This is a genomic window from Mesorhizobium sp. 2RAF21 (assembly GCF_052115345.1).
Classification (GTDB): domain Bacteria; phylum Pseudomonadota; class Alphaproteobacteria; order Rhizobiales; family Rhizobiaceae; genus Mesorhizobium; species Mesorhizobium terrae.
This window is the reverse complement of the sequence record NZ_JBFRGM010000008.1, coordinates 158,689-185,128: the sequence shown is the minus strand read 5'-3', so window position 1 is coordinate 185,128 and position 26,440 is coordinate 158,689. Positions and strand designations below refer to the sequence as shown.

Genomic DNA, 26,440 nt, shown 5'->3' with positions numbered 1-26,440 from the left:
GCAATGGCAAAATCTAGACAGGCTTGGGATTGGGGCGGCCTGGCACTTTGGCTTGGCGGGTTCGCGGCGATCCTTATTATATCCGGCATGGCGCCAGACCATCGGTCCGTGATGCGCAGCTACCGCACGGCCAGCGAGTTGTTCCTCGACGGTAAGCCGCTCTACAATCTCGATATCGCCATGGGCTATCTCTATTCACCGGCCTTCGCAGTGCTCTATGTGCCGTTCATGAAGCTTGGCCCCGTGGTCGGCGACGGCTTGTGGCGGGTAGTCGGTTTCGCAGTCCTGACCTATGCCGCATGGCGGCAGGTCCGCACGATCGATCCGGCCAACCGGCTCTGGATGTTGTCCTATGCACTTTTCCTGGCGGTGCCGATCACGGCCGGAGCCTTGCGCAACGGCCAGGCGACCATCCTGCTCGCGGGTGCCTGCTGGCTGCTGGTTCTGTCGGCGCTCGAAGGCCGACGTGTCGAAACCTTCCTGTGGGCGATGGTGGCAGTGATTGCCAAGCCGACCGCCATCATCGTTTTGCTCCTTGTCGGAGCGCTGCGGCTGCGGTTGATCCCTTTGCTGTTGGCGTCGCTGCTTTTTGTGCTGGCCATTCCCTATGCCTTTGCCCCGGCGGACTACGTCACCCAGCTTTATCGCGATTTCGCCACGCTGATGACGTCAATGTCGGTCGACAAAGCCGTCGTTTTCGAAACGGCCGATTTCACCGCGCCGTTCACCGCCTTAGGCATGCCTATCTCTAGTGAGGCGGCGACATTGGTGCGGATCGCCGTGGCGCTGCCGACGCTCGGATTGGTACTCTGGTACGATCGCAATCTCGACCGGCGCCTGGCGGGCCTCGCCATTTTCCTGACCGCCGCCTTCTATATGAGCCTGCTCAACCCGCGCGTCGAGTATAACACCTTCGCCGTGTTAGCGATGCCGGCTGGCATGGCACTGGCGGTGATGTGGGACAATGAAGAGGGTGGCATTCTGCCCTCCGTGCTCGCCATCGCCTTGTTCGCGACGGGGCTGACGGGCATCAATTCACATCTTCACGAGGCCCTGCGCCTCTGGTTCCGGCCCATCGCCATGAGCGCGATCGTCCTGCCGGTGTTGTGGTGGTTCTGGTCGGTTGCGCATGGCAGGTTCAAACGGATCGGAGCACAAGCGCATGCCTGAGCGCCAGCCCACGCTCGACATTGTCACGCCGTTCTGGAACGAGGCCGCCTCGGCGGAAGGTTTCGCGCGGCTTTTGTTGGAACTGGAGACCGAGGTTTCCCGTCGCTTCGGTTTCGCCACGCGCAAGATCCTGATCGATGACGGCAGCGTCGACGACAGCGCCGCGCGCTTTGCCGAGGCACTGGGTGGCGAATGGGAAATCGTCCGGCTCAGCCGCAATTTCGGCAAGGAAGTGGCCGTGCTGGCCGGTCTCGACAGGACACGCGGCGACATGGTTTTGATCATGGACGCCGATCTGCAGCACTCGCTGGAGGTGAGCCTGAAGTTGATCGGCGAACTGGTCGAGAACCCGGACGTCGACGTGGTCTATGCCCGCACCAATCGCGAAGGTGCGAGCTGGAAGCGCAGCCAGTCGGCCAAGCTGTTCTACAGTCTGATCAATTCGAGCCAGCGCTTCGATATCCCCGAAAATGCCGGCGACTTCCGCGTCATGCGCGGGACGGTGGCGCGCGCGTTGACTAAGCTTCGCGACAAGCGGCGTTTCAACAAGGGGCTCTATGCCTGGGCGGGGTTCCGGCACAAGGCGGTGACCTACACGCCGGGGCAGCGCATTAGCGGCACGAGCAAATGGAGCCGGCTCAACCTGCTTGCCTTTTCGATGGAAGGCTTTGCCTCCTTCTCCGTGCTGCCGCTGCGCATCCTCAGCCTGTCGGGGCTTGCCGTTGCGCTGGCCGGCGGCATTTATGGCCTCAAGGTCTTTTTGGAAGTGTTTTTCTACGGCGTCGCCGTGCCCGGTTATCCTTCCCTGCTTGTCGCCATTGTCGTGCTCGGCGGTTTCAACCTCGCGCTGCTCGGCCTGATCGGCGAATATGTCTGGGTGGCGCTCAGCGAGAGCAAGGACCGTCCTGTCTACATCGTGCGCGATATCGTCAGCGGCGCGGGTGAGCAGAAGCCTGACGCATGATCCGCTCTATCCGCCTGATCGCCGACGACTACGGCCTATCGCCCGGCGTGTCGGACGCGATCCTTGACCTGATCGGGCGCGGACGGTTGACCGGCACCAGTTGCATGACCGGCTTCCCGGAATGGGAACAGGCCGCCGAAAGGATCAAGCCGTTCGTCGGCCGTGCCGCGATCGGCCTGCATCTCACGCTGACCGACCAGCCGGCGCTGACGGCGCCTTCGGGCCTTGCGCCGCAAGGGCAATTGCCCTCACTCGGCGACCTGGCGTCGCCGCTCAAGCGTCGGCGCTTCGGCACCATCGACATCCACACTGAGCTCGACGCGCAGCATCGTCGTTTCGTCGAGGCGCTCGGCCGTGAGCCCGATTTCATCGACGGACATCAACATGTGCATTTCCTGCCTGTGGTGCGGGATTGGCTGAAGACGCGTTTCGCCGGTTCTCAAAGGCCGATGTTGCGCGGCGCGCCCGTTTTGTCGCGGGGCGTCGGCGTGACGGCACTGAAAGTCGCTGCCATTGCAACGCTGGCGCGCGGGTTCGACCGGTCGATGCAAGCAGCCGGCTTTCCCGTGATGAAGCCGCTCGCAGGCATCTATGACTGGCGCCAGCCGTCGGATTTCGCGCCGGCCGTGCGCCGCGCAGTCGAGGATTTGCCGGAAGGGGGCGTGTTCATGTGCCATCCGGGCCATGTCGATGCCATTCTGGCCACACGCGATCCGATGCAGGCGGTGCGGCAGGCGGAATATGACTTCCTGGCTTCGAACAAATTCGGTGCCATGCTTGCCGCAGCCGGTGTTACCATCCAAGGCGGCACGCGATGAGCGACGATCCCCGTCGTACGCTTGGCAGCAAGATGGGGCGCTTCGCCGTGGTCGGCGTGGCGAATACGGTCATCGACCTCGCGGCCTTCTCGGCCCTGCTGTGGATTGCCGTGCCGCCGCTGGCCGCCAATGTCGGGGCCTGGCTCGTCGCCGTCGCCTTCTCCTTCACGGCCAACCGATTCTGGTCGTTCGAGCGCGACCGTTCGATCCCGCTTGGCCGTTCCGTTTTCCGTTTCGTCTCGCTGGGGGCATTGATCTCGCTCGGCGTATCCAGCCTGTTCATCGCCGCACTCGCCGGCTGGATCGGTGTGTGGCCGGCCAAGATTGCCGGCATCGTGGTCGCTGCCGTCCTGAACTTCCTGGCGGCGCGCTGGTCGATCGAGGGGCGGCTGGTCCGGTGAGAGGCTGGCGTTAGCGCAGGCCTTCCATTTCGCGAATACGCCTGGCGCTTTCCGGTTCCATCTGGCGGGTGACGGCGCCGATCAACGTTTCGGCCACCACGAACAGCGCCGCCGATGAGTCCCAGGGCGAGGGGACGGCGGTGCGACCGGCAATCACGTGGCGGGCGAAACGCGCGATGGGCGACAGCCACTGGTCGGTGAACAATACGATCTGCACGCCGCGCTGATGCGCCTTCTCGGCGAAGCGGATGAGGCTGTCCTGGTAGCGGCGGATGTCGAAGATGACCAGAACGTCGCGCTTGCCCATGTCGATCAGCCGGTCGCGCCACATGCTTTCCTGGCCGACGAGGTGGAAGACGTTGGGACGGATGATGGCGAGGTGGGCAGCCATGTAGCGCGCCAGCGGATCGGTGAAACGGCCGCCGATGAGGAACATGTGGCCGCGGCGGTCGGCCATCTTCTCGGCGATCTCGTTCAATTGCCTGTCCGAGAGGTGGCGGAACGTCTCGCGCAGATTGTCGAGTGTCGCCTCGATCATCGGCGAGGCGGCATCGCTGCGGCTCGGCGCCGTGGCGGCGCGCGAGGCCGGCGATTGCAATTGCGCGGCGAGTTCGTCCTGCAGCGCCGACTGGAATTCCGGGTAGTTCTGGAAGCCGAGGCGGGCGACGAAACGCAGGATGGTGGGCGACGAAACGCCCGCCTGCTGGGAGAAGTCGGCCACGGTCTTCAAGCCGATCACCGGATAGTTGGCGACCAACGTCTGCGCCGCCCTGCGCTCGCCCGCTGGCATCGCGTCGATGCGGTCGGCGATCAGTTCGGCGATGGAAGTGGTTGTCGTCTGCGTTTCCAACCCGGCACCCCCAAGCATTTCGGAAAAGGCGTTTGACAAAGTTCGGCAAACTGTATGAAATCATCCATGGGAGCGCAATGACACAAAATACGTAACATACGATACGCTCCCAGGGGACGGCGGATCGATGGAGACGACAAGCCGGGGAAAGCTTGCGACGGCGGATTCCGTGAGGGTGACGAACCCGGACGGAAACGGCGCCTATGTCTTTACCTGCGACCACGCCTCCAACTTTCTGCCCGCCGAATATGGAACGCTCGGCCTCGCGGCATCGGAGCTCACCCGCCACATAGCCTGGGACCCCGGCGCGCTGCCGGTGGCGCAGATATTGAGCGAACGGCTCGGTGCGCCGCTGGTCGAGACCTGCATTTCGCGCCTGGTGCTCGACTGCAACCGTCCGCTCGATGCGCCCGACCTGATCTCGCCCGTCAGCGAGACAACTGCCATCCCCGGCAATGAAGGCCTGTCCGCCGCGGACCGGCAGGCACGTATCGACCGTTGCTGGAAACCGTTTCACGAAACGATCGACAGGCTTATCGAGACGCGCGCGGCACGCGGACTGGAGACGCGGCTGGTCTCCGTGCATTCGTTCACGCCCGTCTACAAGGGTGTCGACCGTCCCTGGCACATCGGCATCATTCATGACGATGACGCCCGGTTGTCGGCTCCGCTGATCGCCGCCCTGCAACAGCAGGGTGGCTTCACCGTTGGCGCCAACCAGCCTTACTCGCCCGCCGACCGCGTCTACTTCACCCTGGAGCGGCACGCGCGCTCGCGTGGCCTGTTGTGCGCAATGATTGAAATTCGCAACGATGAGATCCGGGACAAAGCCGGACAGAAAAAATGGGGAGAACGACTGGCGGGCATCTTTACCGGTCTTGAGCCGGCGCGGCTGCCAAAGCCGCCGCCGTTCCGGCCGCTCCACTCGATTGAAGGCACCATCTGAAGGTATAAAAAAGGGAACACTCTCATGGCAGCGCCTGGTAATGTCGAACACAATAGTGAGGACGTGAAGGTCCTCCATTCTATGGGCTACGCGCAAGAATTGGCGCGTCGCATGAGTGGCTTTTCAAATTTCGCGATCTCCTTCTCGATTATCTGCATTTTGGCGGGTGGCATCACGTCTTTTCCGCTAGCGATGGCTACCGGGGCTGGCTTTGAGGCTACCATCGGTTGGGTTATCGGCGGCTTGTTCGCGTTGGTTGTTGCCGCGTCGCTTGGTCAAATTGGCTCGGCCTATCCAACTGCGGGCGGCCTCTATCACTGGTCGTCGATCCTAGGAGGTCGAGGCTGGGGTTGGGCAACGGCCTGGATCAATCTACTTGGCCTCATTTTCGTCGTCGCATCGGTCAATGTCGGTGTTTTCCTGTTGTTCAGGGACCTAGTATGGGCCGGTGTGTTCGGCCACGACGTGTCGCAATGGGGTTATCAGGAGCAGGTAATCGGTGTCGCGCTGATCACCCTGACCCAAGCCCTCTTCAACCATTTCGGCATCAGAATCACGACGGCGCTGACGGATTTCTCCGGTTATCTGATCTTGGTCGTCGCCGTGGTTCTTACAGCTATGTTCCTAATCTGGGGCGCGAGTTGGGACTTCTCGCGGCTGACCACCTTCGTCAACAACACTGGCGAAGCGGGTGGCGGCTATGTGCCGGAGGCAAGAACGGCGCTGGTCGCCTTCCTGATTGGCCTACTCTATCCGCTCTATACGATCACCGGTTTCGACGCTTCCGCACATACTTCGGAAGAGACCCACAACGCGCGCGTTGCCGTTCCGCGCGGCATGATTCATTCCGTGTTGTGGTCGCTGGTCTTCGGCTTCGTGATGGCGGTTTCGTTCATCCTTGCGAGCCCGGATCTCGCGGCTACAGCCAAGGACGGCGCCAACGCATGGTTCAATCTGTTCAATAATTTGCCGGCACCAGGCTGGTTGAAGGACATCATCGCCATTGCAATCGTGCTGGCCAACTACATCTGCGCGCTGGCCGGTCTCACTTCCACTTCGCGCATGATTTTCGCTTTCGCGCGCGACGGCGGCCTGCCGGGCTCCTCGATGTGGAAGTCGGTCAGCCCGACATGGCGTACGCCCGTACCGGCTATTTGGCTGGGTGCGGTGCTTTCGGTTGCGGCGACACTCTACTCGCCGGCGTTCGCGGCGCTCGCGGCAGGTTGTGCGCTGTTCCTCTACGTGTCCTACGCGATGCCGGTAGCAGCGGGCTTCCTGGCGGAAGGTAAAACCTGGACCGAATTCGGGCCTTTCCGTCTAGGCGTCTGGTCCAAGCCGTTCGCCGGCATCACCGTGCTCGGTGTTCTGATCCTGATGTATGCCGGCATCCAGCCGCCCTTCGACATCCTGATCAACTACGCCATCGGCTTGCTCATCCTGTTGGTGGTGCTCTGGTTTGGTATCGAGCGCCGCCGCTTCCAGGGTCCGCCGATCGGTGACGAGGTGGCCAAGCGTGCCGCCGAGATCGCCGCCGCGGAACGCGCCGTCGGCGAGACGGCTGGCGGCCACTAAGTCCCAAAAACACGACCATGGCCGGCGGTCGCCGGCCATGGTCGCCCTTCCATCAAATCCGTTCCTAAAAAATGAAAACCGGAGTGCTCTAAGAATGGCAGGCAACCTTTCGTTCGATCAGTTGAAGAAGGCGGTGCAGGCAGGGGAGATCGACACCGTTCTCGCCTGTGCCGTCGACATGCAGGGTCGCCTCGTCGGCAAGCGTTTCCTGGCTCAGTATTTCGTCGAGTCCGCGCATGACGAGACGCATGGCTGCAACTATCTGCTGGCGGACGACATCGATATGGAGCCGGTGCCCGGCTACAAGGCGGCGAGCTGGTCGAAGGGTTATGGCGACTTCGTCATGAAGCCGGACCTCGCAACGCTGCGGCAGGTGCCGTGGCTCGAAAAGACCGCGTTGGTGCTGTGCGACCTGCTCGACCACCACAGCCATGAAGACCTCGCCCATTCGCCGCGCGCCATCCTGCGCAAGCAGGTCAAGCGGCTGACCGAACGCGGCTATATCGGCTATTTCGCCTCCGAACTCGAATTCTACCTGTTCAGCGAAGGCTATGACGCCGCCCGCAAGAAGCACTGGCAAGGCATCGAGACCGCGTCGCCCTATATCGGCGACTACCAGATCGGCATCACCACCAAGGAAGAAGGCATCATGCGCCGCCTGCGCAACGAGATGCAGGCCGCCGGCATTCCGATCGAGAATTCCAAGGGCGAGTGGGGCCCGGGCCAGGAAGAGATCAATGTGCGCTACGCCGAAGCGCTGGAGATGGCCGACCGCCACGTTATCCTCAAGAACGGCGCCAAGGAGATCGCCGATTCCGAAGGCAAGGCGATCACCTTCATGGCCAAGTACAATTACGGCCTGGCCGGTAATTCCAGCCATATCCACAATTCGCTGTGGAGCGCCGACGGCAAGACGCCGCTGTTCTTCGACAAAAAGGGCCCGTGGACGCTGTCCAGCCTCGGCCAGCAATGGTCCGCGGGCCAGCTCAAATATGCCAAGGAATTCACCTGGTTCCTGGCGCCCTACATCAATTCCTACAAGCGCTTCCAGTCTGGTACCTTCGCACCGACCAAGATCATGTGGTCGGAAGACAACCGCACGGCGGGCTTCCGCCTGTGCGGCGAGGGCACCAAGGGCATCCGCATGGAATGCCGCATCGGCGGCGCCGACCTGAACCCCTATCTCGCCTTCGCGGCGCTGATCGCCGCCGGTCTTGCCGGCATCGACGAGAAGTTGGAACTACAGAAGCCGTTCGTGGGTGATGCCTACCAGGCTTCGCGCCTGCCGGAGATACCGAAGACGCTGCGCGAGGCGACCGAGACCATGGCCAAGTCAAAGATGCTCAAGGCCGCTTTCGGCGAGGACGTCATCGACCATTACGTGCACACGGCGCGCTGGGAGCAGTTCGAATACGACCGACGCATCACCGATTGGGAACTGCACCGGGGGTTCGAGCGATATTGAGGAGGGAGCCGGCCTTCCCTCTTGTGGGAGGGCGCGGTGACCGGATATCGCAAGGCGAAGTTGGTGAGACGGGGCAGGGCGAACAGGGTTCGGTCTGCCCTTTCGCCCGCGCCACGACAAGACGTTAGCGGACCGGCCTTTGCCGAGATGGCGGGCTAGGACGCGCAATGAGGAAAAACGAAGCATGACTGAAACCGTAAAGCTTACTTCCCCCATCGATGGCTCGATCTATGTCGAACGGCCGATCGCCAGCGATCAGGCGGTTAACGCCGCCGTTGAGCGCGCCCGCGCGGCGCAGGCCGACTGGGCGAAGGTGCCCGTCGCCGAGCGCGCCAAATACATGCTGAAGATGCTGGAAGCGCTGGTTGCCATGAGCGACGAGATCGTTCCGGAACTGGCATGGCAGATGGGGCGTCCGGTGCGCTACGGCGGCGAATTCGGCGGCGTCAAGGAACGCACGCAATACATGGTCGAGATCGCCGAGCGCGCACTGGCGCCGGTGCCAGCCTCCAATCCGAAGGACGGTTTCCGCCGCTATGTGAAGAAGGACCCGCTCGGCGTGGTCATGGTGATCGCGCCGTGGAACTACCCGTACCTCACGTCCGTCAACACCATCGTGCCGGCGCTGATCGCGGGCTCGACCGTCATCCTCAAGCACGCCGCGCAGACGCTGCTGGTCGGCGAGCGCTTCGCCAAGGCCTTCGAGGCGGCCGGCCTGCCGAAACATGTCTTCCAGAACATGGTGCTCAACCACGCCCAGACGGAAAAGCTGCTCGGCTCGGGCAAGATCGACCACGTTAACTTCACCGGCTCGGTCGCCGGTGGTCGCGCCATCGAAAAGGCCGCGGCCGGCACCTTCATGACGCTGGGTCTCGAACTCGGCGGCAAGGATCCCGCCTATGTGTTGCCCGACGCCAAGCTCGACCATGCGGTGGCCAATCTCGTCGAAGGTGCCTTCTTCAATTCCGGCCAGTGCTGCTGCGGCATCGAGCGCGTCTACGTGCACGAGAAGATCTATGACGATTTCGTCGAGGGCTTCATCGCCGAGACGAAGAGCTATGTTCTCGGCAATCCGCTCGACCAGGCAACGACGATGGGCCCGATGGCGCAGGCGCGTTTTGCCGACTTCATTCGCGAGCAGAAGGCCGAAGCGCTGCGCAAGGGCGCGACGGCTCACATGAACACCAGGGACGCGGCCGACAAGGCTGGTTCGCCCTATCTGCCGGCCGAGGTGCTGACCAATGTCGACCACCAGATGTCGGTCATGCGCGAGGAGAGCTTTGGCCCGATCGTCGGCATCATGAAGGTGCGCAACGACGAGGAGGCGGTCGCCCTTATGAACGACAGCCCCTATGGCCTCACCGCCTCGATCTGGACCGCCGACACCGAGCGCGCCGTGGCCATCGGCGACCGCGTCGAGACCGGCACCGTGTTCATGAACCGCTGCGATTACCTCGATCCCGCGCTTGTCTGGACCGGCGTCAAGGACACCGGCAAGGGCGCGGCGCTTTCGCAGATCGGCTACGACAATCTGACCCGGCCGAAGTCGTATCACCTGCGCGAGAAGATCTAGTTAGCCGCCCATTCCAAGGAAAACTGCATGTCCAAGCTCGTCTCCAAATGGAACTACCCGACCACCATCCGCTTCGGCGCCGGCCGCATTTCCGAATTGCCGGACGCGCTGGCCGCGACTGGCATCAAGCGTCCGTTGTTCGTCACTGATCCCGGTCTCGCAAAGCTGCCGGTGGTGGCCTCGACGTTGAAAATCCTCGACGATGCGAAGATCCCCTACGGCGTCTTTTCCGATGTCCGCCCGAACCCGGTGGAATCGAACCTCACCGCTGGCATCGCCGTCTTCAAGAAGGGCAAGCATGACGGCGTCATCGCCTTCGGCGGCGGCTCGGCGCTCGATCTCGGCAAGCTGATCGCCTTCCAGGCCGGCCAGACCCGCCCGGTCTGGGATTTCGAGGATATCGGCGACTGGTGGACGCGCGCCGACAGCAACGCCATCGCCCCGATCGTCGCCGTTCCGACGACCGCCGGCACCGGCTCGGAGGTTGGCCGCGCCAGCGTGCTGACCCACGAGGCGACGCACACCAAGAAGGTCATCTTCCATCCGAAGATCCTTCCCGCCATCGTCATCGCCGATCCCGCGCTGTCGGTCGGCATGCCGCAATTCATCACCGCCGGTACCGGCATGGACGCGCTGGCGCACTGCCTCGAAGCTTATTGCGCGCCGGGCTATCACCCGATGGCCGACGGCATCGCGGTCGAAGGCGTACGGCTGGTGTTCGAGAACCTGCCCAAAGCCTATGCCAACGGCAAGGACCTGACCGCCCGCGCGCATATGATGAGCGCCGCTGCGATGGGCGCCACCGCCTTCCAGAAGGGGCTCGGCGCCATCCACTCGCTGTCGCATCCGATCGGCGGCCTCTATGACACCCATCACGGCATGACCAATGCCGTGTTCATGCCTTATGTGCTGGCCTTCAACCGCGACGTCATCGAGGGCAAGATCGAGCGCCTCGCAGCCTATTGCGGCATCAAGGGCGGCTTCGACGGTTTCGCCAAGGCGATCACCAAGCTGCGCAAGGAACTGAAGGTTCCGCACACGCTCGGCGGCCTCATCAAGGACCTCGACATGGACAAGAAGCGCAAGGGCCTGATCGCCGACATGGCAATCGTCGATCCGACTGCCGGCGGCAATCCGGTGAAGCTGACTAAGAAAGCGGCGCTGTCGCTCTTGGAAAACTCTTTGTCGGGAACGGTATAAGAGACGCGCGAGGCAGGTGCGACTGTCTTTCGCGAACTTGCGAAAAATAAAAAAAGCAAGGGGAACGAAAGGGCTGGGAGGAGGCGCCAGAAAGTTTAGCCGGAAAACGAACGGGCACCCGATTGCGGGTGTCCGGCAAAAGTAGTTAACTTTCCGTGCCTTTCGGGGCGCGGGGCGGTCCGCCTTCATCGGACTGTCATATAACGGGGATACCGCATCGCAGGCGTCCCTCGGCGTCAGTTCAACGGAGAGAAAAATGTTCAGATTCACGGGAAAAGTGCTTTCCCTTACGGCAGTCGCCCTGATGGCCTCTTCCGCTTTCGCTTCGGCCTCGTCGCTGGACGAGCTGGCAGCTGCGGCCAAGAAGGAAGGCCAGCTCACCACGATCGCGCTGCCGCATGACTGGTGCGGCTACGGCGCCGTCATCGATGGCTTCAAGAAGAAGTACCCGGAAATCAAGATCAACGAACTCAATCCCGACGCCGGTTCGGGCGACGAGATCGAGGCGATCAAGGCCAACAAGGACAACAAGGGCCCGCAGGCTCCCGACGTCATCGACGTTGGTCTCTCCTTCGGCCCGTCCGCCAAGGCCGACGGCCTGATCCAGCCCTACAAGGTCTCGACCTGGGATTCGATCCCCGACAGCGCCAAGGATGCCGACGGCTTCTGGTACGGCGACTATTACGGCGTTCTCTCGTTCATGGTGAACAAGGACCTGGTCAAGAACGCCCCGACCGACTGGGCCGATCTCTTGAAGCCGGAATACGCCAACTCGATCGCGCTTGCCGGTGACCCGCGTGCGTCCAACCAGGCCATCCAGGCTGTCTATGCCTCGGGTCTGTCGGGCGGCGCCGCTGCTGGTGAAGCCGCTGGCAAGGCCGGCCTCGAATACTTCAAGAAGCTCAATGCCGCCGGCAATTTCGTTCCGGTGATCGGCAAGCCGGCAACGCTCGCCCAGGGCCAGACGCCGATCCTGATCAACTGGGACTACAATGCGCTCGCCGGTCGCGACACGCTGAAGGACAATCCTCCGGTTGAGGTCGTCGTGCCGAAGACCGGTGTCGTCGCCGGCGTCTACGTTCAGGCGATCAGCGCCTACGCGCCGCACCCGAACGCAGCCAAGCTCTGGATGGAGTATCTCTATTCCGACGAAGGTCAGCTCGGCTGGCTGAAGGGCTACTGCCACCCGATCCGCTTCAACGATCTCGCCAAGAAGGGCGCGATTCCGAAGGAGCTGCTCGCGAAGATGCCGCCGGCCGCTGCCTATGAAAAAGCCGCGTTCCCGACGCTCGACGAGCAGAAGGTGTCGAAGGAAGCGATCACCAAGAACTGGGATTCGATGGTCGGCGCCAACGTCAAGTAAGTTCACGACAATTGTCCGGGCGGCTCCACGCCGCCCGGACTTTATCTAACGAAGACAGGCCGGCATGACCGATATCAGTCTTTCAGGACCGGCTGCTGCCGGAAAGATCGTACCGCCAGCACAGGCGCGGGCCATGCGGCTGCCCACGCAATGGTTGGGCGTGGCGCCGTTCATCATCTTCGCGCTGATGTTCCTGATCCTGCCGACGCTGTATCTCATCCTCGGCGCGTTCCAGAACAGTGACGGTGCCGTCACGCTGGAAAACATCATCGAGCTGGCGCAACCGTCCATCGTCGCCGCCTATCTGATCTCCATCAAGGTTTCCGTTGCCTCGGCGCTTCTCGGGGCGTTTATCGGCCTTGCCATCGCGATCGCCATCGTGCGCGGCGGCCTGCCCAACTGGACGCGCTCGGCAACGCTCACCTTTTCCGGCGTGGCCTCGCAGTTCGCCGGCGTGCCGTTGGCCTTTGCCTTCCTGGCGACGCTCGGCCGGCTCGGCCTTGTCACCGTTTTCCTGCGCGCGCTTGGCTTCGACCCCTACCAGCACGGCTTCAACGTCCTGTCCTTCTGGGGCCTGACGCTCACCTATCTCTATTTCCAGATTCCGCTGATGGTGGTCATCATCACGCCGGCCATCGATGGCCTGAAGAAGGAATGGGGCGAGGCTGCCGCGACCTTGGGTGCCACGCAGTGGCAGTACTGGCGCATGGTGGTGATCCCGGTGATCTGGCCGAGCTTCCTCGGCACCGTGATCCTGCTCTTCGCCAATGCCTTCGGCGCCATTGCCACCGCCTATGCGCTGACCGGTTCGTCGCTCAATATCGTGCCGATCCTGCTCTATGCGCAGATCCGTGGCGACGTGCTGCACAATCCACATCTCGGCTATGCCATCGCTTTCGGCATGATCTTCATCACGGGCCTCGCCAATGTCTTCTACATCTGGTTCCGGACCCGTTCGGAAAGGTGGCTGAAATGAAGTCGGGCAGATTCTGGGCCTGGGTCACTTTTATCCTCGGCGCCGCCTATTTCTTCATTCCGCTGATCGCGACCATGGAATTCTCCATGCGTATGCGGCGCGGCACCTATTCCTTCGACGCCTACAAGGTGGTTCTGGGCGACGAGCGCTTCCAGGCAACGTTCACCTTCTCGGTGCTAGCCGCGGTCTTCACCATCATCCTCGGTGTGCTGCTGGTCGTGCCAACCGCCTACTGGATCAGGCTACGCCTGCCGCAGCTCCGGCCGGTCGTCGAGTTCGTGACGCTTCTGCCGCTGGTCATCCCGGCCATCGTCATCGTCTTCGGCTACATCCGCATGTATGGCTCGAACTCGCCGCTGCCGTTCCTGTCGAGCGACATGGGCACCAACGCGCTTCTGGTCATCGGCTATGCGACGCTGGCGCTGCCCTATATGTACCGCGCCGTCGACACCGGCCTCAGGACCATCGACGTGCGCACGCTGACCGAGGCGGCGCAGATCCTCGGCGCCGGCTGGACCACCATCATCGGCCGCGTCATCCTGCCCAACGTGCTGATCGCGGTGCTGTCGGGCGCATTCCTGACCTTCGCCATCGTCATCGGTGAGTTCACCATGGCCAGCCTGCTCAACCGTCCGGCCTTCGGCCCGTATCTTCAGAACATCGGCGCCAACCGCGCCTATGAGCCGGCGGCGCTTGCCATCATCGCCTTCGTCATCACCTGGGGCTGCATGTCGGTCATCCAGGTTCTGTCCCGTTTCGCGCCGAAATCGGCGAATCGCCCGAATTGAGCCCGAGAAAGTCCTGAACCCATGGCTGATCCGTTCCTTTCCATCCAGCATGTGAAGAAAGCCTTCGGCGCCACCACCGTGGTCGAGGACTTCAACCTCGATATCGCACGCGGCGAGTTTGTCTCGTTCCTCGGGCCTTCGGGCTGCGGCAAGACGACGGTGCTGCGCATGGTCGCCGGCTTCGAGGAGCCGACGGCCGGCCAGATCATCGTCGGCGGCAAGGATGTCACCCGGCTGAAGCCGAACCAGCGCAATGTCGGCATGGTGTTCCAGGCCTATGCGCTGTTCCCGAATCTTACCGTGGCGCAGAACGTCGCCTTCGGTCTCAAGGTCGCCGGCATACCGAAGGCTGACAGCGACAAGCGCGTCGCCGAAATGCTCGACCTGATCAAGCTGCCGCAACTCGGCGACCGCTATCCCTACCAGCTTTCCGGCGGCCAGCAGCAGCGCGTGGCGCTTGCTCGTGCATTGGCGCCGAAGCCGAAACTGCTTCTGCTCGACGAGCCGCTGTCGGCACTCGACGCCAAGGTGCGCGTGTCGCTGCGCGACGAAATCCGCGCCATTCAAAAAGAGCTCGGCATCACCACCATCTTCGTCACGCATGACCAGGAAGAAGCGCTGTCGATCTCCGACCGCATCGCGGTCATGTATGGCGGCAAGGCCGAGCAGGTCGGCGCGCCCTTCGAGATCTACAACCGTCCGGCCACCAAATTCGTCGCCAATTTCGTCGGTACCCTCAATGTGCTGGAAGGCGTGGTCAGCGATGCCGGTTCCGGCCGGGTGCGCATCAATGCCGAGGAAATCGGGCTTAAAGGTAAGTTGAACGGTTCCAAGACCGGTGACACGCTGTCGCTGGCGCTGCGCCCCGAGGCGATCGCGCTCGGCGAACGTCCCGGCAACGACGCCAAGCTCACCGGCGAAATCTCCGACGTGCATTTCCTGGGCTCGGTGATCCGGGTGCGGGTTGGCATCGGCCAGTCCAAGATTTCGCTCGACACCTTCAACAATTCCTCGACGCCGCCGCCGAATGTCGGCGACAAGGCCGAGATTTCATTCTCCTCCGGCGACGTGCTGGTTCTGCACTAGGGCTGAAACGCCGCCGCTTCCATCCTTAGTGGGATGGGGCGGTGCGCACGGCGCAAAGACCAATTGTTTGGCTGTTTTGAATGCCACGCGCCCAGAGCCTGCGCAGGGCAGGCGTAGCTTTACGCGCCGTGTTTCGCCTTTATCTCAATCGATGGTGGGAAGCGACGGATCGCCATCGGCGGGTTCCTGGTCCAAGAATCCAGGCCTTGCCTGCCCATTGCCCGGCCTCTCGCGGCGGGTTATGCCTTCAATGAACCTAAGCCGGGTAACAGATTGCCGGCAAATCGGTTCTTCGAAGTGGGCACCATTTTCACGGCCGATCACGACACGCAATGAGCCTTCTGGTCTTCCTGGCGGTGCTGTCCGCCGCCGCCATGCATGCCACCTGGAACGCCATGGTCAAGGTTCATCTCGACCGCTTCCTGTCGGTGACGGTGCTGACGCTTGGCATGGCGTCGATGGCGCTGGTGGCGGTGCCCTTCGTCGAATTTCCTCGGGCCGAGGTCTGGCCCTGGATCTTCGCCTCGACGCTCTTCCACATGGGCTACAAACTCTGCCTGATCGGCGCCTACAAGGCCGGCGATCTGGCCCAGACCTACCCGCTGGCGCGCGGTACCGCGCCCTTGCTGGCGGCCATTGGTGGCATCTTCGTTGTTTCGGAAATCCCGGGCACTTTGTCGATCGTCGGCATCGTGCTGCTCTGTGGCGGCACGCTGCTGATGTCCTTCCGCGGCGGCGCGCATCTGGAAAAGCTCAATCTGCGCGCGGTCGGTTTCGCGCTGGCGACGTCGGTGTTCATCGCCAGCTACACGCTGTCCGACGGCAGTGGCGCGCGCCTTGCCGCGACCGCGTCGAGCTATGCCGTCTATCTGTTCCTCTGCGACGGCATCTGGTCGCTGATCCTGTGCCTTCTGGTGCGCGGGCGGCAATCGCTGCCGGCGATGGCGCGCGACTGGAAGGCGGGCATCATCACCGGCTGTCTGAGCGGCACGGCCTACTGGATCGTCATGTGGGCGATGACCAAGGCGCCGATCGCCTCGGTGGCGTCATTGCGCGAAAGCTCGATCCTGTTCGCCATGATGATCTCGGTCTTCGCGCTCGGCGAAAAGATGACGGCCTGGCGCGGCGCCGCGGCCTTGTCCATCGTGGCCGGCGTCATCGCGCTGCGCATGGGCTAGTGCGCCGATCCGGACCGCTCTGAACATCTGCAGGCTCAGGCGCCGGCAGTCTCCAGATCGAACACCATCAGCCCGTCCGTGCCGCCGTCGAGCGCGGCGACCAGCCTCGCGCCGGCTTTCTGGTGCGCCTCATGCACCAGATAGGCGTCGCGGGCGGCGGCATCGCCGAAGTCGATGGTGAAGCCATGCGTGAAGCCGCGCGCGAAAGGCTCCGGACTGACATTGGCGCTGAAATGCACGGCGCCCATGCCATCGATCAGGCCGCGCAAAGCCGACAGGTCGGCATGGATCGCGGCGCGCTCCGTCGTCGATACGTCGGCACGGAATTTCACGAAGACGCAGTGGCGGATCATGGCTGTTTTTCCTTCACGCCGCGCGGTTGCCGGCAAAGACGGCCGGCGGCAGCGGCTCACGGCCGAGGATGATGTCGCCGCCTTTTTCACCAACCATGATGGTCGGTGCATTGGTGTTGGAAGAAGGCACGCGCGGCATGATCGAGGCGTCGCAGACGCGCAACCCCTCGATGCCGCGCACTTTCAGTTCCGGTGTCACCACCGCCATCGCATCATGGCCCATGCGGCAGGTGCCGACCGGATGATGATCGGTCTTGGCCGCACGGCAGGCATAGTCGGCAAGTTCGTCGTCGCTGGCGAGTGATGGGCCTGGCAGAACCTCCCGCAGCACATAGGGCTTCAGCGCGTTCTGGCGCATGATTTCGCGGGCAAGCCGCAGGCCCTTGATCGACATCTCGCGATCGTACGGGTCGGCCCAATAGTTGGGGTCGATCAGCGGCATGGCGGCCGGGTCGGCGCTGCCCAGTCTCACCGTGCCGCGCGAGCGTGGGCGCAGGAAAGCGGAATTCAGCGTCACACCCGGATTGTTCAGCTTCTCCACGCCGGCCTCGATGCCGGATCCCAGGCCGAGATGGAACTGGATGTCGGGATGGGACGCGGTCGGGTCGGCATACCAGAAGCCGCCTGTCTCGAAGAGGCTGGAGGCGACGGGTCCCTTCTTCAACAGCACATATTGCAATCCGGCCCAGAGGGTGCGGTGGAATTTGGCGTAATTGTCATAGGTGTGATCGCCGGTACATTCGGCGATCACGAAGAGATCGAGGTGGTCCTGCATGTTGGAGCCGACGCCGGGCAGGTCGTGTAGCGGCGTGACGCCGACCGATTTCAGATGGTCGGCCGGGCCGATGCCCGATTGCATCAGCAGTTTCGGCGAACCGATGGCGCCAGAAGACACGATCACCTCGCGCTCAGCCCGCAGGATCTGCGGTTGGCCGCCGGGCTTGTCGACCACCTCGACGCCAACGGCGCGGCTGCCTTCCAGAACGATGCGCGTCACCAAAACGTCGGTGCGCACGGTGAGGTTCTTGCGGTCGCGGATCGGCTTCAGATAGGCGACCGAGGCGGAGGAGCGGCGCGCATCCTTCTGGGTCAGCTGGTAGTAGCCGACACCATCCTGCGCGGCGCCGTTGAAGTCGGGATTGAACGGGATGCCCATTTCCTGCGCGGCGCGGAAATAGGCCTCGCAGATCGGCAATGGCGAGATCGGATTGGAGACGCCGAGCGGGCCCTGGTCGCCGTGATAGTCGTTGGCATAACGCTGGTTGTTCTCGGCGCGCTTGAAATAGGGCAGCACGTCGCGATACCCCCAGCCGGCCAGCCCTTCCTCCTTTTCCCAGGCGTCGTAATCGCGGGCATTGCCGCGCGTGTAGATCTGCGCGTTGATGGAGGAGCCGCCGCCGATAACCTTGGCTTGGGTGTACCAGAACACGCGGTCCTTCATGTGTTTCTGCGGCACGGTCGACCAACCCCAGGAAGCGATGCCCTTGGTCATCTTGGCGAAGCCCGCCGGCATGTGGATCAGCGGATGCCAGTCCTTGCCGCCGGCTTCCAGGAGCAGCACGGAATTCGCCGGGTCTTCCGACAACCGGTTGGCGAGCACGCAGCCTGCAGGGCCGGCGCCGACGATGATGAAGTCGGTCATGGGATCATCCGTTCATAGTCTGGGCACCGACAGCGCACCGTCGACACGGATCACCGAGCCGGTGGCGAAGCCGAGCCTGCCACCCGCAAGAGCAGCGACCGCGGCGCCGATGTCGGCGGCCTCGCCCCAGCGCTTGGCCGGCACCAGCCCGCCCTCGATCAAGGCATCGTATTTGGAGGCCACGCCGGCGGTCATTTCCGTTCGGATGATGCCGGGGCGCACCTCGAACACGCCGATATTCTCCGGCGCCAACCGTAGCGCCAGCGTCTTTACCCACATGGCGAGGCCCGCTTTGGAGACGCAGTAATCCGCACGTTCGGGCGAGGCCATTTCGGCACTCACGGAGGTGACGGTGACGATCGATCTCGGATGATGCGGCGGCTGCGCCAGCATCGCCTTGGCGACGGCCTGGGTGAAGAAGACCGTGCCGCGCAGGTTGACGTCGATCACCCGGTCGAAGTTTTCGGGCTTCAGCTCCAGCAGATCGCCGCGTACCACGGCGCCGATGCCGGCATTATTGACGAGGCAGTCGATGTGGCCGAAGGCGTCGAGCGCGGTCTCGATCACCGCCGGGTGGTTGGCGAGATTGGCGATGTCGCAGCGGCGATAGGCAAGCCGCGCGCCGCGTAAGCCGACGCTTGCGGCCAGTTCCGGGCTTGGCTCGGGGGTGAGGTCGGCGGCGGCGATGTCGAAGCCAGTTTCGGCAAGCGCGTTGGCGCAGGCGAGGCCAATGCCGCGATTGGCGCCGGTGACGATGGCGACGGGACGGGTCATGCCTTCAACTCCGTCTTGCGAATATGGTCTGCTACCCTCAGCGCCTGCGCGGCGATGGTCAATGCCGGGTTGACGGCGGCGGAAGTCGGCAGGAAACCGCCGTCGACGACGAACAGGTTGCCGTGATCCCAGGCACGGCAGAAGGTATCGAGCGGGGACGTGGCCGGGTCGCTGCCCATGCGGACCGTGCCGCACTGGTGCGAGGGCGTGCGCTTGTCGAATGGCCTGGACAGCACGATCGGATAGCCGCAGGCGCGAAAATGCTCGCGCATCACCTGGGTCAGCCGGTCGAGCGCTTGCATGTTGCTGCGGCGCCATTGCAGGACGATGTCGTTGCCGTCGACCATGACGCGGCTTTCGGGATCCGGCAGGTCTTCGCACATCAGGTACCAGTCGACCGCATGGCTGGCCATGAAATCGAGCGCGAATTTTGGCGCTAGGCGGACATTGGCCTTCAGCATGGTGCCGTCGATCTTGCCCAGAAGCTGGACATTGCCGAGCGGCTTTCCGCCCTTGCCGTCGGAGAGGTAGTAGTCGTTCAGCATCAGCGTCTTCTGGTAGACGCTGTCGTTTCTGCGGCGCGGATCGATCGCTAGCATGGCGGCCGAATTGTGGTTCATGAAATTGCGTCCGACCTGGTCGGAACGGTTGGCGATGCTCTTGCCGCCGGGCGCCGGTGAACGCAGCAGGATGACAGCGGAGTTGATGGCGCCGGCCGACAGGACGACCAGTTTCGGCGTGACGCGCTTGGCCTCGCCGTTGCGGTGATAGTGTACGGCGGCGACCGTCTTGCCGCCGGGCGTCAGTTCGAGATGGTCGACAGCGGCTCCCGTTTCGAGGCAGATGTTGTTGTCGGCCAGCGCGACCGGAAGCGGGCCGGTCTCGGCATCGATCTTGCCGATGCCAGTGTTCGGGAAAGCGTCCCACGGCGTCTTTCCATCCCGCAGCCAGGCATCGATATCGACGCCGAGCGGCAGCGACGCGGGATTGAGGCTGATGCCCTTCAACTCGGCGCGGGCGCGCGCGATTGCCGGCTCGTCCGGCACCGGCGGGAAGGCGTAGGGTACGGAATGAAAAGGCTCTGTCGGGTCCTCGCCGAGCCTGCCGCGCACGCGGAACAGTTGCTCGGCTTTCGAATACCAGGGTTCCAGTTCTTCATAGCCGAAGGGCCAGGCTGGCGAGATGCCGCCGAAATGCTCCATCGCCGCGAAGTCTTCGCGCCGGTAGCGGATCAGCACCGCGCCATAGAATTTCGAATTGCCGCCGACATAGTAGTAGTTGCCGGGGTTGAAGGGCTGGCCACCGGCCTCTCGCCACATCTCCTTCGGCCGGTAGTGGCCGTCGACGAAGATCGAGCGGCTGTCGCGTGCATGCGCGGTCGCAGGCAACTTCTCTCCGCGCTCGAGGATCAGCACCGAGGCGCCGCTTCCGGCCAAACCGGAGGCGATCGTGGCGCCGCCGATGCCGGAGCCGATGATGACGATATCGGGAGACATGGTTGCCCGCTACGCAATCCGTTCCTGGGTCGCCGGATCGAAAAACACCGCCTTGGTCAGATTGAAGGTCAGCGGCGCGGTGGTGCCCGGCTTGATGCGCGCGTCGGCGCGCAACCGCGCCACCACGCCCTTGCCGCCCAGATTGGTCACCGCGAAAGTATCGGAGCCGGCCGGCTCCACCACCTCGATGTGACAGTCCGCCGTCACCAGATGGGTGGCGTTGCGGTCGGCGCCGTCCGGATCGGTCAGCGCTTCGGGGCGGATGCCGAACATCACCTGCTTGCCACGATAGGCCGACAGCCCTTGCGGCGCGCCGTTCAGCGCAAGAGACACCGGTGCCGAACCGTTGCGGGCAAGCTCGACGCTGAGCTGGTTGCCGGTTTCCCCAATGGTGGCCGGCACCAGGTTCATGGCCGGCGAGCCCATGAAGTCGGCAACGAACATGTTGACCGGGTTGTTGTAGATCTCCTCCGGAGTACCGAACTGCTGCAGGATGCCGTCCTTCAACACTGCGATCTTGGTCGCCAGCGTCATCGCCTCGATCTGGTCGTGGGTGACGTAGACGATGGTCGTCTTCATGCGGTGGTGCAGGCGCTTGATCTCGGTGCGCATGTCGATGCGCAGCTTGGCGTCGAGATTGGACAGCGGTTCGTCGAACAGGAAGACCTGCGGCTTGCGCACCAGGGCGCGGCCCATGGCGACGCGCTGGCGCTGGCCGCCGGAAAGCTGGCTCGGCTTGCGGTCGAGCAGGTGGCCGATCTGCAGCAATTGCGACACATCGGCGATCGCCTTGTCGCGTTCCGCCTTGGCGATGCCGCGGATTTCCATGCCGAAGCCGATATTCTCGCCCACGGTCATGTTGGGATAGAGCGCGTAGGACTGGAACACCATCGCGATGTCGCGCTTCGACGGGTGCAGGTCGTTAACCCTTTTGCCGGCGATGCGGATTTCGCCGCCGGTGATCTGCTCCAGCCCGGCTATGGTGTTGAGCAGAGTGGACTTGCCGCAGCCGGACGGGCCGACCAGCACCAGGAAGCCACCTTCCTCGATGCCGAGCGTCACCCCTTTGAGGATTTTGGTGGCGCCGAAGGACTTTTCGAGATTGTCGATCTCAAGAAAGGGCATTGTATCTCAGCCTTTCACGGCGCCGGCCATCAGGCCACGCACGAAATAGCGTCCGGAGACGATGTAGACGATGAGGGTAGGGAGCGCCGCCAGGATCGCCCCGGCGAAGTGGACGTTGTATTCCTTCACGCCCGTCGAGGAGTTGACCAGATTGTTCAGCGCCACGGTGATGGGAATGGAATCGACGCTGGAGAAGGACGAACCGAACAGGAAGTCGTTCCAGATGTTGGTGAATTGCCAGATCACGGTAACCACGATGATCGGTCCCGACGACGGCAGGAGGATGCGCCGGAAGATCTGGAAGAAGGATGCGCCGTCGATCTGCGCCGCCCGCACCAATTCGGTCGGGAAGGCCTCGTAGTAGTTGCGGAAGAACAGCGTGGTAAAGCCGAGGCCGTAGATGGCGTGGATCAGGATCAGGCCCGGCACCGTTCCGGCGAGGCCGAGCAGGCCGAGGATGCGGGCCGACGGAATCAGCACGATCTGGAAGGGGATGAAACAGGCCAGAAGCATCATGCCGAAAACGATGTTGTCGCCCTTGAAGCGCCATTTGGTCAGCACGTAGCCATTCAATGCACCGAGGATGGTCGAGATCGCCACCGCGGGCACCACCATCATCACCGAGTTCAGGAAATAGGGTTTCAGCCCGGTCGGCGAGACGCCGATTTGCGCCGTCGACCAGGCCGACAGCCATGGCGCGATCGTCCATTGCTGCGGCAGCGCCAGCATGTTGCCCTGGCGGATCTCCTCCAGCGGCTTCAGCGAGTTTACCAGCATTACGTAGAGCGGCAAAAGATAGTAGACCGCGAAGACGATCAGCAGGGCGTAGATCAGGGCACGGACAAAAATGCCGTTGCGGGTGGCGACGTCCTGGGAGGGGGCGCTCATTTCTTCTTCCCCCCGAGTTCGGAGTAGAGATAGGGCACGATGATGGCGAAGATCATCATCATCATGATGATCGCCGAGGCCGCGCCCATGCCCATCTCGTTGCGGCCGAAGGTGAATTTCTGCATGAACAGCGCCGGCGTCCAGGTGGCTGTACCCGGGCCGCCATCGGTCATCGCCACCACGAGGTCATAGGACTTGATGGCAAGGTGGGCGAGCACCACGAAGGCCGACAGGAAGACCGGGCGCATCAGCGGAATGATGATGCGGCGGTAGATGGTCATGGTCGAGGCGCCGTCGATCTGGGCGGCCTTGATGATCTCGTTGTCGACGCCGCGCAGGCCGGCGAGGAACATCGCCATGACAAAGCCGGACGACTGCCAGACGGCAGCAATCACGATGGTGTAGATCGCCATCTTGCCGTCCTTGATCCAGCGGAACGAAAAGCTTTCCCAGCCGATCGACTGCATGACGTGCTCGAGGCCGATGCCGGGGTCGAGAAACCATTTCCAGGCGACGCCGGTGACGATGAAGGACAGCGCCATGGGGTAAAGATAGATGGGGCGCAGCAGGCCTTCGCCGCGGATTTTCTGGTCGAGGAAGATGGCAAGCGCCAGGCCGATCACCGAGCAGACGACGATGTAGAGGATCGAGAAGATCGCCAGGTTCTGCAGCGCCGTGATCCAGTTGGGATGGTTGAACAGGCGCACATAGTTATTGAGCCCGACCCAGGTCGAGAAATCCGGCAGGAGCTTCGAACCCGAGAAAGAGAGCACGGCCGTGAAGGCGATGAAGCCGTAAACGAAGATGAGGATCACGGCGAAGCTCGGCGCCAGCACGATCTTCGGCAAGAGGTCTTGCAAGGTGGCGCGCGGATTCGCTGCAGCAGCACGCGCGGTCATGGTGGCGTCGGCCATGGGTTCAGCCCCGGTTTATTAAAGAGTGGGTGCCTCGACCGGAGCCGAGGCACTGCGTTTCAGACGCTATCAGCCCTTCGCGGCGGCAACTGCTTCAGCCAGTGCCTTGGCGGCGGCCTTGGAGTCCAGCTCGCCGTTGAAGTGGCGGGTGATGACGTCATACATGGCGTTCTTCACCGCCGCCGGCACTGCATAGCCGTGAGCCATGGAGCCGAACAGCTTGCCCGAGGAGTTGGCTTCCGCCAGGTCCTTGATGCCCTTCTTGCCGCAATCGTCGAAGGCGGTGTCCGGCACGTCGGTGCGCGCCGGCACCGAGCCCTTGACCACGTTGAAGGACGACTGGAAGTCCGGGCTCTCGATGTCGGATGCCATCGTGAGCTGCCCGGCCTTCTTGTCGTCGCCGACCTTGAACATCATGAACATGTCGGAGTTGAAGGTGACGGCGCCTTGCGTGCCCGGGAAGCGGATGCAGACGAAGTCGGTACCAGGCTTCTGCTTGGCCTTGAGGAACTCGCCCTTGGCCCAGTCGCCCATCATCTGCATGCCGGCCTTGCCTTCGATGACCATGGCCGAGGCAAGGTTCCAGTCGCGGCCGGAGAAGTCCTTGTCGACATAGCTCTTCAGCTTGGCCATGCGGTCGAAAGCCTCGACCATCTTGTCGCCGCCAAGAGCCTTGGGATCGTTGTCGATAAACGCGGCCTTGTAGAAGTCGGTGCCGAGCGAGAGCACGACTGCGTCGAAGATGGTGGCGTCCTGCCAGGCCTGGCCGCCATGGGCGAGCGGGGTGATGCCGTTGGCCTTCATCTTGTCGAGCACGGCGATCAGTTCGTCCCAGTTCTCCGGCACCTTGCCGCCAGCGGCATCGAGTGCCTTCTTGGAGATCCAGACCCAGTTGGTCGAGTGCACGTTGACGGGTGCCGCGATCCACTTGCCGTCGTGCTTAGCGAAGTTCTGAAGGGCCGTCGGGATGACCTTGTCCCAGCCTTCCTTGTTGGCCACATCGCCGAGATCGCCGACCACGCCCTGCTTGGCCCAGTCAGTGATGTCGAAGCCTAGCGCCTGCACGGCGGTCGGCGGGTCACCAGCGGTGACACGGGCGCGCAGCGCGGTCATGGCGGCTTCGCCGCCGCCACCGGCCACGGGCATGTCCTTCCAGGTGATACCCTGGCTTTCCAGCTTCTTCTTCAAGACGTCGAGCGCGGCGGCCTCGCCGCCCGAGGTCCACCAGTGCAGCACTTCGACCGAGCCGCCAGCGGCATAGGTCGATGCGGTATAGCCGACGGTAAGCGCCGAGCCGAGCATCGTTCCGATTAGCAGTTTGCGCAACATGTACTACCTCCCTTGTTGCAGTCACACGACCGGCTATCGCCGGCTACCTCCCAACTCAGCTCGCCCACCACCCGGTGCGCGGGCCGCGATGAAACTGGATCGTTTTTTCCTCGGTGTAATCCTCGACGGCGCGCCTGCCCAATTCGCGCCCAAGCCCGGATTGCTTGTATCCACCGAAAGGCAATTCCGGATAGCCTTCCATGAATGTGTTGACCCAAACGGTGCCCGAACGCACGCCGCGCGCCACCGACATGCAGGTATCGATATCGGCGCTCCAGACGCCCGCAGAAAGACCATAGGGCGTGTTGTTGGCGATATGCAATGCCCTTTCAATCGTTTCAAAAGTCAGCACCGAAAGCACCGGTCCGAACACTTCCTCGCGGGCGATGGCCATGTCTTCCCTGACGCCGCTGACGATGGTCGGCGCCAGATAATCGCCGGCGCTGGAGGCGAGCTTCACACCACCTGTGGCCAACTTGGCGCCTTCGCTGGAGGCGGCGCCGACATAGGCGGTGACCTTGCCGAGATGGTCCGGCGAGATCATCGCGCCGACCTTGGTGCGGTCGTCGAGCGGATCGCCGACGGTGACCTTGGCGGTCAGCGATTTCACGGCTTCGAGGAAGTCGTTGGCGATCGCTTCATGGACGATCAGGCGCGAGCCGGCGTTGCAGCATTCGCCCGCATTGAAGAAGCCGCCGAACACGGCAGCATCCGCCGCGGCCTCGAGATCGGCATCGGGGAAGACGATCTGGCCGTTCTTGCCGCCGAGTTCCATCGACACCTTCTTCAGCGAATTGGCGGCGGCCGCCATGGTCATCTTGCCGACGCGGGTCGAGCCGGTGAAGGAGACCATCTCGGCCAGCGGGTGCGAAACCATCGGCGCGCCGACATCGGCGCCGAGGCCGGCAAGGATATTGACGCCGCCGTCCGGCAGGCCGGCCTCCATCAGCAGGTCGCCGAGCAAAAGGGTCGAGGCCGAGGTCATTTCGCTGGGCTTGACCACCGCGGTGCAACCGGCGGCGAGCGCGAAGGGCAGTTTCTGGCTGACGATGAGGAAAGGGAAGTTCCAGGGCGTGATGATGGAAACGACGCCGACCGGCTCGCGTAGCACGACGCCCAGCATGGCGTCGCCCAGATTGGCGTAGGACTCGCCGGAAAGCGTGCGGGCAAGGGCTGCCGAATAACGCCAGATGTCGGCCGCGCCGGCGATCTCGCCGCGCGCCTGGGCGATCGGCTTGCCGGATTCCAGCGCTTCGAGCCTGGCGATGTCTTCCAGCCGGGAGTCGATGAGGTTGGCGGTCTTCAAAAGCAGGGCAGCGCGCTCGGCCGCCTTCATGCGTGGCCACGGCCCGCTCTCGAAAGCCTTGTGGGCAGCCAACATCGCTGCCTCGACCTCGGCCTCGCCGGCCTGCGCATACCGCGAAACGACAAAGCCGTGGCCGGGCGAGCGACGCTCCAGCGTGCGGCCGTCGCGTGCATCGACATGTTTGCCGCCGATCAGCAGCTTGTAACCCTTCGGCGCGACCGAGGCCTCAGAGGGCATTTTGATGTTCAGCGGGGCATTCATCA

Annotated in this window: 24 protein-coding genes; 14 read left to right on the top strand and 10 right to left on the bottom strand. The window is 63.2% G+C overall.

The features are described from left to right. Positions 1 to 3: 3 nt before the first annotated feature. Genes AB4136_RS14990 through AB4136_RS14975 form a run of 4 tightly spaced genes read left to right on the top strand, consistent with a single transcriptional unit; the run spans position 4 to position 3,353 of the window. Positions 4 to 1,170: a glycosyltransferase family 87 protein gene (locus AB4136_RS14990; RefSeq protein ID WP_137900647.1), complete on the top strand. Its 1,167-nt coding sequence runs from the start codon at positions 4 to 6 to the stop codon at positions 1,168 to 1,170. After that, positions 1,163 to 2,134: a glycosyltransferase family 2 protein gene (locus AB4136_RS14985; RefSeq protein WP_137900646.1), complete on the top strand. Its 972-nt coding sequence runs from the start codon at positions 1,163 to 1,165 to the stop codon at positions 2,132 to 2,134. The genes AB4136_RS14990 and AB4136_RS14985 overlap by 8 nt, the downstream gene beginning before the upstream one ends. Continuing rightward, positions 2,131 to 2,952: a ChbG/HpnK family deacetylase gene (locus AB4136_RS14980; protein WP_137900645.1), complete on the top strand. Its 822-nt coding sequence runs from the start codon at positions 2,131 to 2,133 to the stop codon at positions 2,950 to 2,952. The genes AB4136_RS14985 and AB4136_RS14980 overlap by 4 nt, the downstream gene beginning before the upstream one ends. Then, positions 2,949 to 3,353, top strand: a complete 405-nt coding sequence (locus AB4136_RS14975; RefSeq protein ID WP_137900644.1) for a GtrA family protein — start codon at positions 2,949 to 2,951, stop codon at positions 3,351 to 3,353. Before AB4136_RS14980 ends, AB4136_RS14975 begins: the two co-directional genes overlap by 4 nt. Before the next feature lie 10 nt (positions 3,354 to 3,363). Here AB4136_RS14975 and AB4136_RS14970 read toward each other — a convergent pair whose 3' ends face one another. Then, positions 3,364 to 4,221: a MurR/RpiR family transcriptional regulator gene (locus AB4136_RS14970; RefSeq protein ID WP_137900643.1), complete on the bottom strand. Its 858-nt coding sequence runs from the start codon at positions 4,219 to 4,221 to the stop codon at positions 3,364 to 3,366. A gap of 109 nt (positions 4,222 to 4,330) precedes the next feature. On the opposite strand from AB4136_RS14970, the gene AB4136_RS14965 reads away from it, so the two are divergent. The 10 genes from AB4136_RS14965 to AB4136_RS14920 all read left to right on the top strand — a co-directional run bounded on the left by AB4136_RS14965 (position 4,331) and on the right by AB4136_RS14920 (position 16,350). Next, on the top strand, positions 4,331 to 5,149 hold the full coding sequence (locus AB4136_RS14965; protein WP_137900642.1) for an N-formylglutamate amidohydrolase: 819 nt from the start codon (positions 4,331 to 4,333) through the stop codon (positions 5,147 to 5,149). 24 nt (positions 5,150 to 5,173) lie between these two features. Continuing rightward, complete coding sequence (locus tag AB4136_RS14960) at positions 5,174 to 6,721, top strand: amino acid permease (protein WP_024926903.1); 1,548 nt, start codon at positions 5,174 to 5,176, stop codon at positions 6,719 to 6,721. A 94-nt stretch (positions 6,722 to 6,815) separates the two neighbouring features. After that, positions 6,816 to 8,186, top strand: a complete 1,371-nt coding sequence (locus tag AB4136_RS14955) for a glutamine synthetase family protein (RefSeq protein WP_024926902.1) — start codon at positions 6,816 to 6,818, stop codon at positions 8,184 to 8,186. 184 nt (positions 8,187 to 8,370) lie between these two features. After that, positions 8,371 to 9,759: an aldehyde dehydrogenase family protein gene (locus AB4136_RS14950; protein ID WP_024926901.1), complete on the top strand. Its 1,389-nt coding sequence runs from the start codon at positions 8,371 to 8,373 to the stop codon at positions 9,757 to 9,759. Between the two features lie 27 nt (positions 9,760 to 9,786). Beyond that, positions 9,787 to 10,959, top strand: coding sequence for an iron-containing alcohol dehydrogenase (locus AB4136_RS14945; protein WP_024926900.1), 1,173 nt, complete (start codon positions 9,787 to 9,789; stop codon positions 10,957 to 10,959). 256 nt (positions 10,960 to 11,215) lie between these two features. Beyond that, on the top strand, positions 11,216 to 12,322 hold the full coding sequence (locus tag AB4136_RS14940) for an ABC transporter substrate-binding protein (RefSeq protein WP_024926899.1): 1,107 nt from the start codon (positions 11,216 to 11,218) through the stop codon (positions 12,320 to 12,322). A gap of 64 nt (positions 12,323 to 12,386) precedes the next feature. Next, positions 12,387 to 13,298, top strand: a complete 912-nt coding sequence (locus AB4136_RS14935; protein WP_024926898.1) for an ABC transporter permease — start codon at positions 12,387 to 12,389, stop codon at positions 13,296 to 13,298. Continuing rightward, the gene (locus tag AB4136_RS14930) at positions 13,295 to 14,086 is read left to right on the top strand and encodes an ABC transporter permease (RefSeq protein WP_024926897.1); all 792 of its coding nucleotides are present in this window, start codon (positions 13,295 to 13,297) and stop codon (positions 14,084 to 14,086) included. The genes AB4136_RS14935 and AB4136_RS14930 overlap by 4 nt, the downstream gene beginning before the upstream one ends. A gap of 21 nt (positions 14,087 to 14,107) precedes the next feature. Beyond that, positions 14,108 to 15,172: an ABC transporter ATP-binding protein gene (locus tag AB4136_RS14925; RefSeq protein ID WP_024927255.1), complete on the top strand. Its 1,065-nt coding sequence runs from the start codon at positions 14,108 to 14,110 to the stop codon at positions 15,170 to 15,172. A 332-nt stretch (positions 15,173 to 15,504) separates the two neighbouring features. After that, on the top strand, positions 15,505 to 16,350 hold the full coding sequence (locus tag AB4136_RS14920; protein ID WP_024927103.1) for an EamA family transporter: 846 nt from the start codon (positions 15,505 to 15,507) through the stop codon (positions 16,348 to 16,350). A gap of 35 nt (positions 16,351 to 16,385) precedes the next feature. Here the strand turns inward: AB4136_RS14920 and AB4136_RS14915 are convergent, their stop codons facing one another. The 9 genes from AB4136_RS14915 to AB4136_RS14875 all read right to left on the bottom strand — a co-directional run bounded on the left by AB4136_RS14915 (position 16,386) and on the right by AB4136_RS14875 (position 26,438). After that, positions 16,386 to 16,703, bottom strand: a complete 318-nt coding sequence (locus AB4136_RS14915) for a Dabb family protein (RefSeq protein WP_024927102.1) — start codon at positions 16,701 to 16,703, stop codon at positions 16,386 to 16,388. A gap of 13 nt (positions 16,704 to 16,716) precedes the next feature. Beyond that, positions 16,717 to 18,345, bottom strand: a complete 1,629-nt coding sequence (locus AB4136_RS14910; protein WP_024927101.1) for a GMC family oxidoreductase — start codon at positions 18,343 to 18,345, stop codon at positions 16,717 to 16,719. A 12-nt stretch (positions 18,346 to 18,357) separates the two neighbouring features. Further along, a complete protein-coding gene (locus AB4136_RS14905) occupies positions 18,358 to 19,119 on the bottom strand; it encodes a 3-ketoacyl-ACP reductase (protein ID WP_024927100.1) in 762 nt (253 codons plus the stop codon). Then, positions 19,116 to 20,615 (bottom strand): GMC oxidoreductase, encoded by a 1,500-nt coding sequence (locus tag AB4136_RS14900; RefSeq protein ID WP_024927099.1) that lies wholly within the window; start codon positions 20,613 to 20,615, stop codon positions 19,116 to 19,118. Before AB4136_RS14900 ends, AB4136_RS14905 begins: the two co-directional genes overlap by 4 nt. A 9-nt stretch (positions 20,616 to 20,624) precedes the next feature. Continuing rightward, positions 20,625 to 21,740 carry an ABC transporter ATP-binding protein gene (locus AB4136_RS14895; protein ID WP_024927256.1) on the bottom strand — a complete coding sequence of 372 codons (1,116 nt, stop codon included), beginning with the start codon at positions 21,738 to 21,740 and terminating at the stop codon, positions 20,625 to 20,627. A gap of 6 nt (positions 21,741 to 21,746) precedes the next feature. Then, the gene (locus AB4136_RS14890; RefSeq protein ID WP_024927078.1) at positions 21,747 to 22,628 is read right to left on the bottom strand and encodes a carbohydrate ABC transporter permease; all 882 of its coding nucleotides are present in this window, start codon (positions 22,626 to 22,628) and stop codon (positions 21,747 to 21,749) included. Continuing rightward, complete coding sequence (locus AB4136_RS14885) at positions 22,625 to 23,542, bottom strand: carbohydrate ABC transporter permease (RefSeq protein WP_024927077.1); 918 nt, start codon at positions 23,540 to 23,542, stop codon at positions 22,625 to 22,627. The genes AB4136_RS14890 and AB4136_RS14885 overlap by 4 nt, the downstream gene beginning before the upstream one ends. A 69-nt stretch (positions 23,543 to 23,611) precedes the next feature. Then, complete coding sequence (locus AB4136_RS14880) at positions 23,612 to 24,844, bottom strand: ABC transporter substrate-binding protein (RefSeq protein ID WP_244431173.1); 1,233 nt, start codon at positions 24,842 to 24,844, stop codon at positions 23,612 to 23,614. Between the two features lie 82 nt (positions 24,845 to 24,926). Next, the gene (locus AB4136_RS14875) at positions 24,927 to 26,438 is read right to left on the bottom strand and encodes an aldehyde dehydrogenase family protein (RefSeq protein ID WP_024927075.1); all 1,512 of its coding nucleotides are present in this window, start codon (positions 26,436 to 26,438) and stop codon (positions 24,927 to 24,929) included. Positions 26,439 to 26,440: the final 2 nt, after the last annotated feature.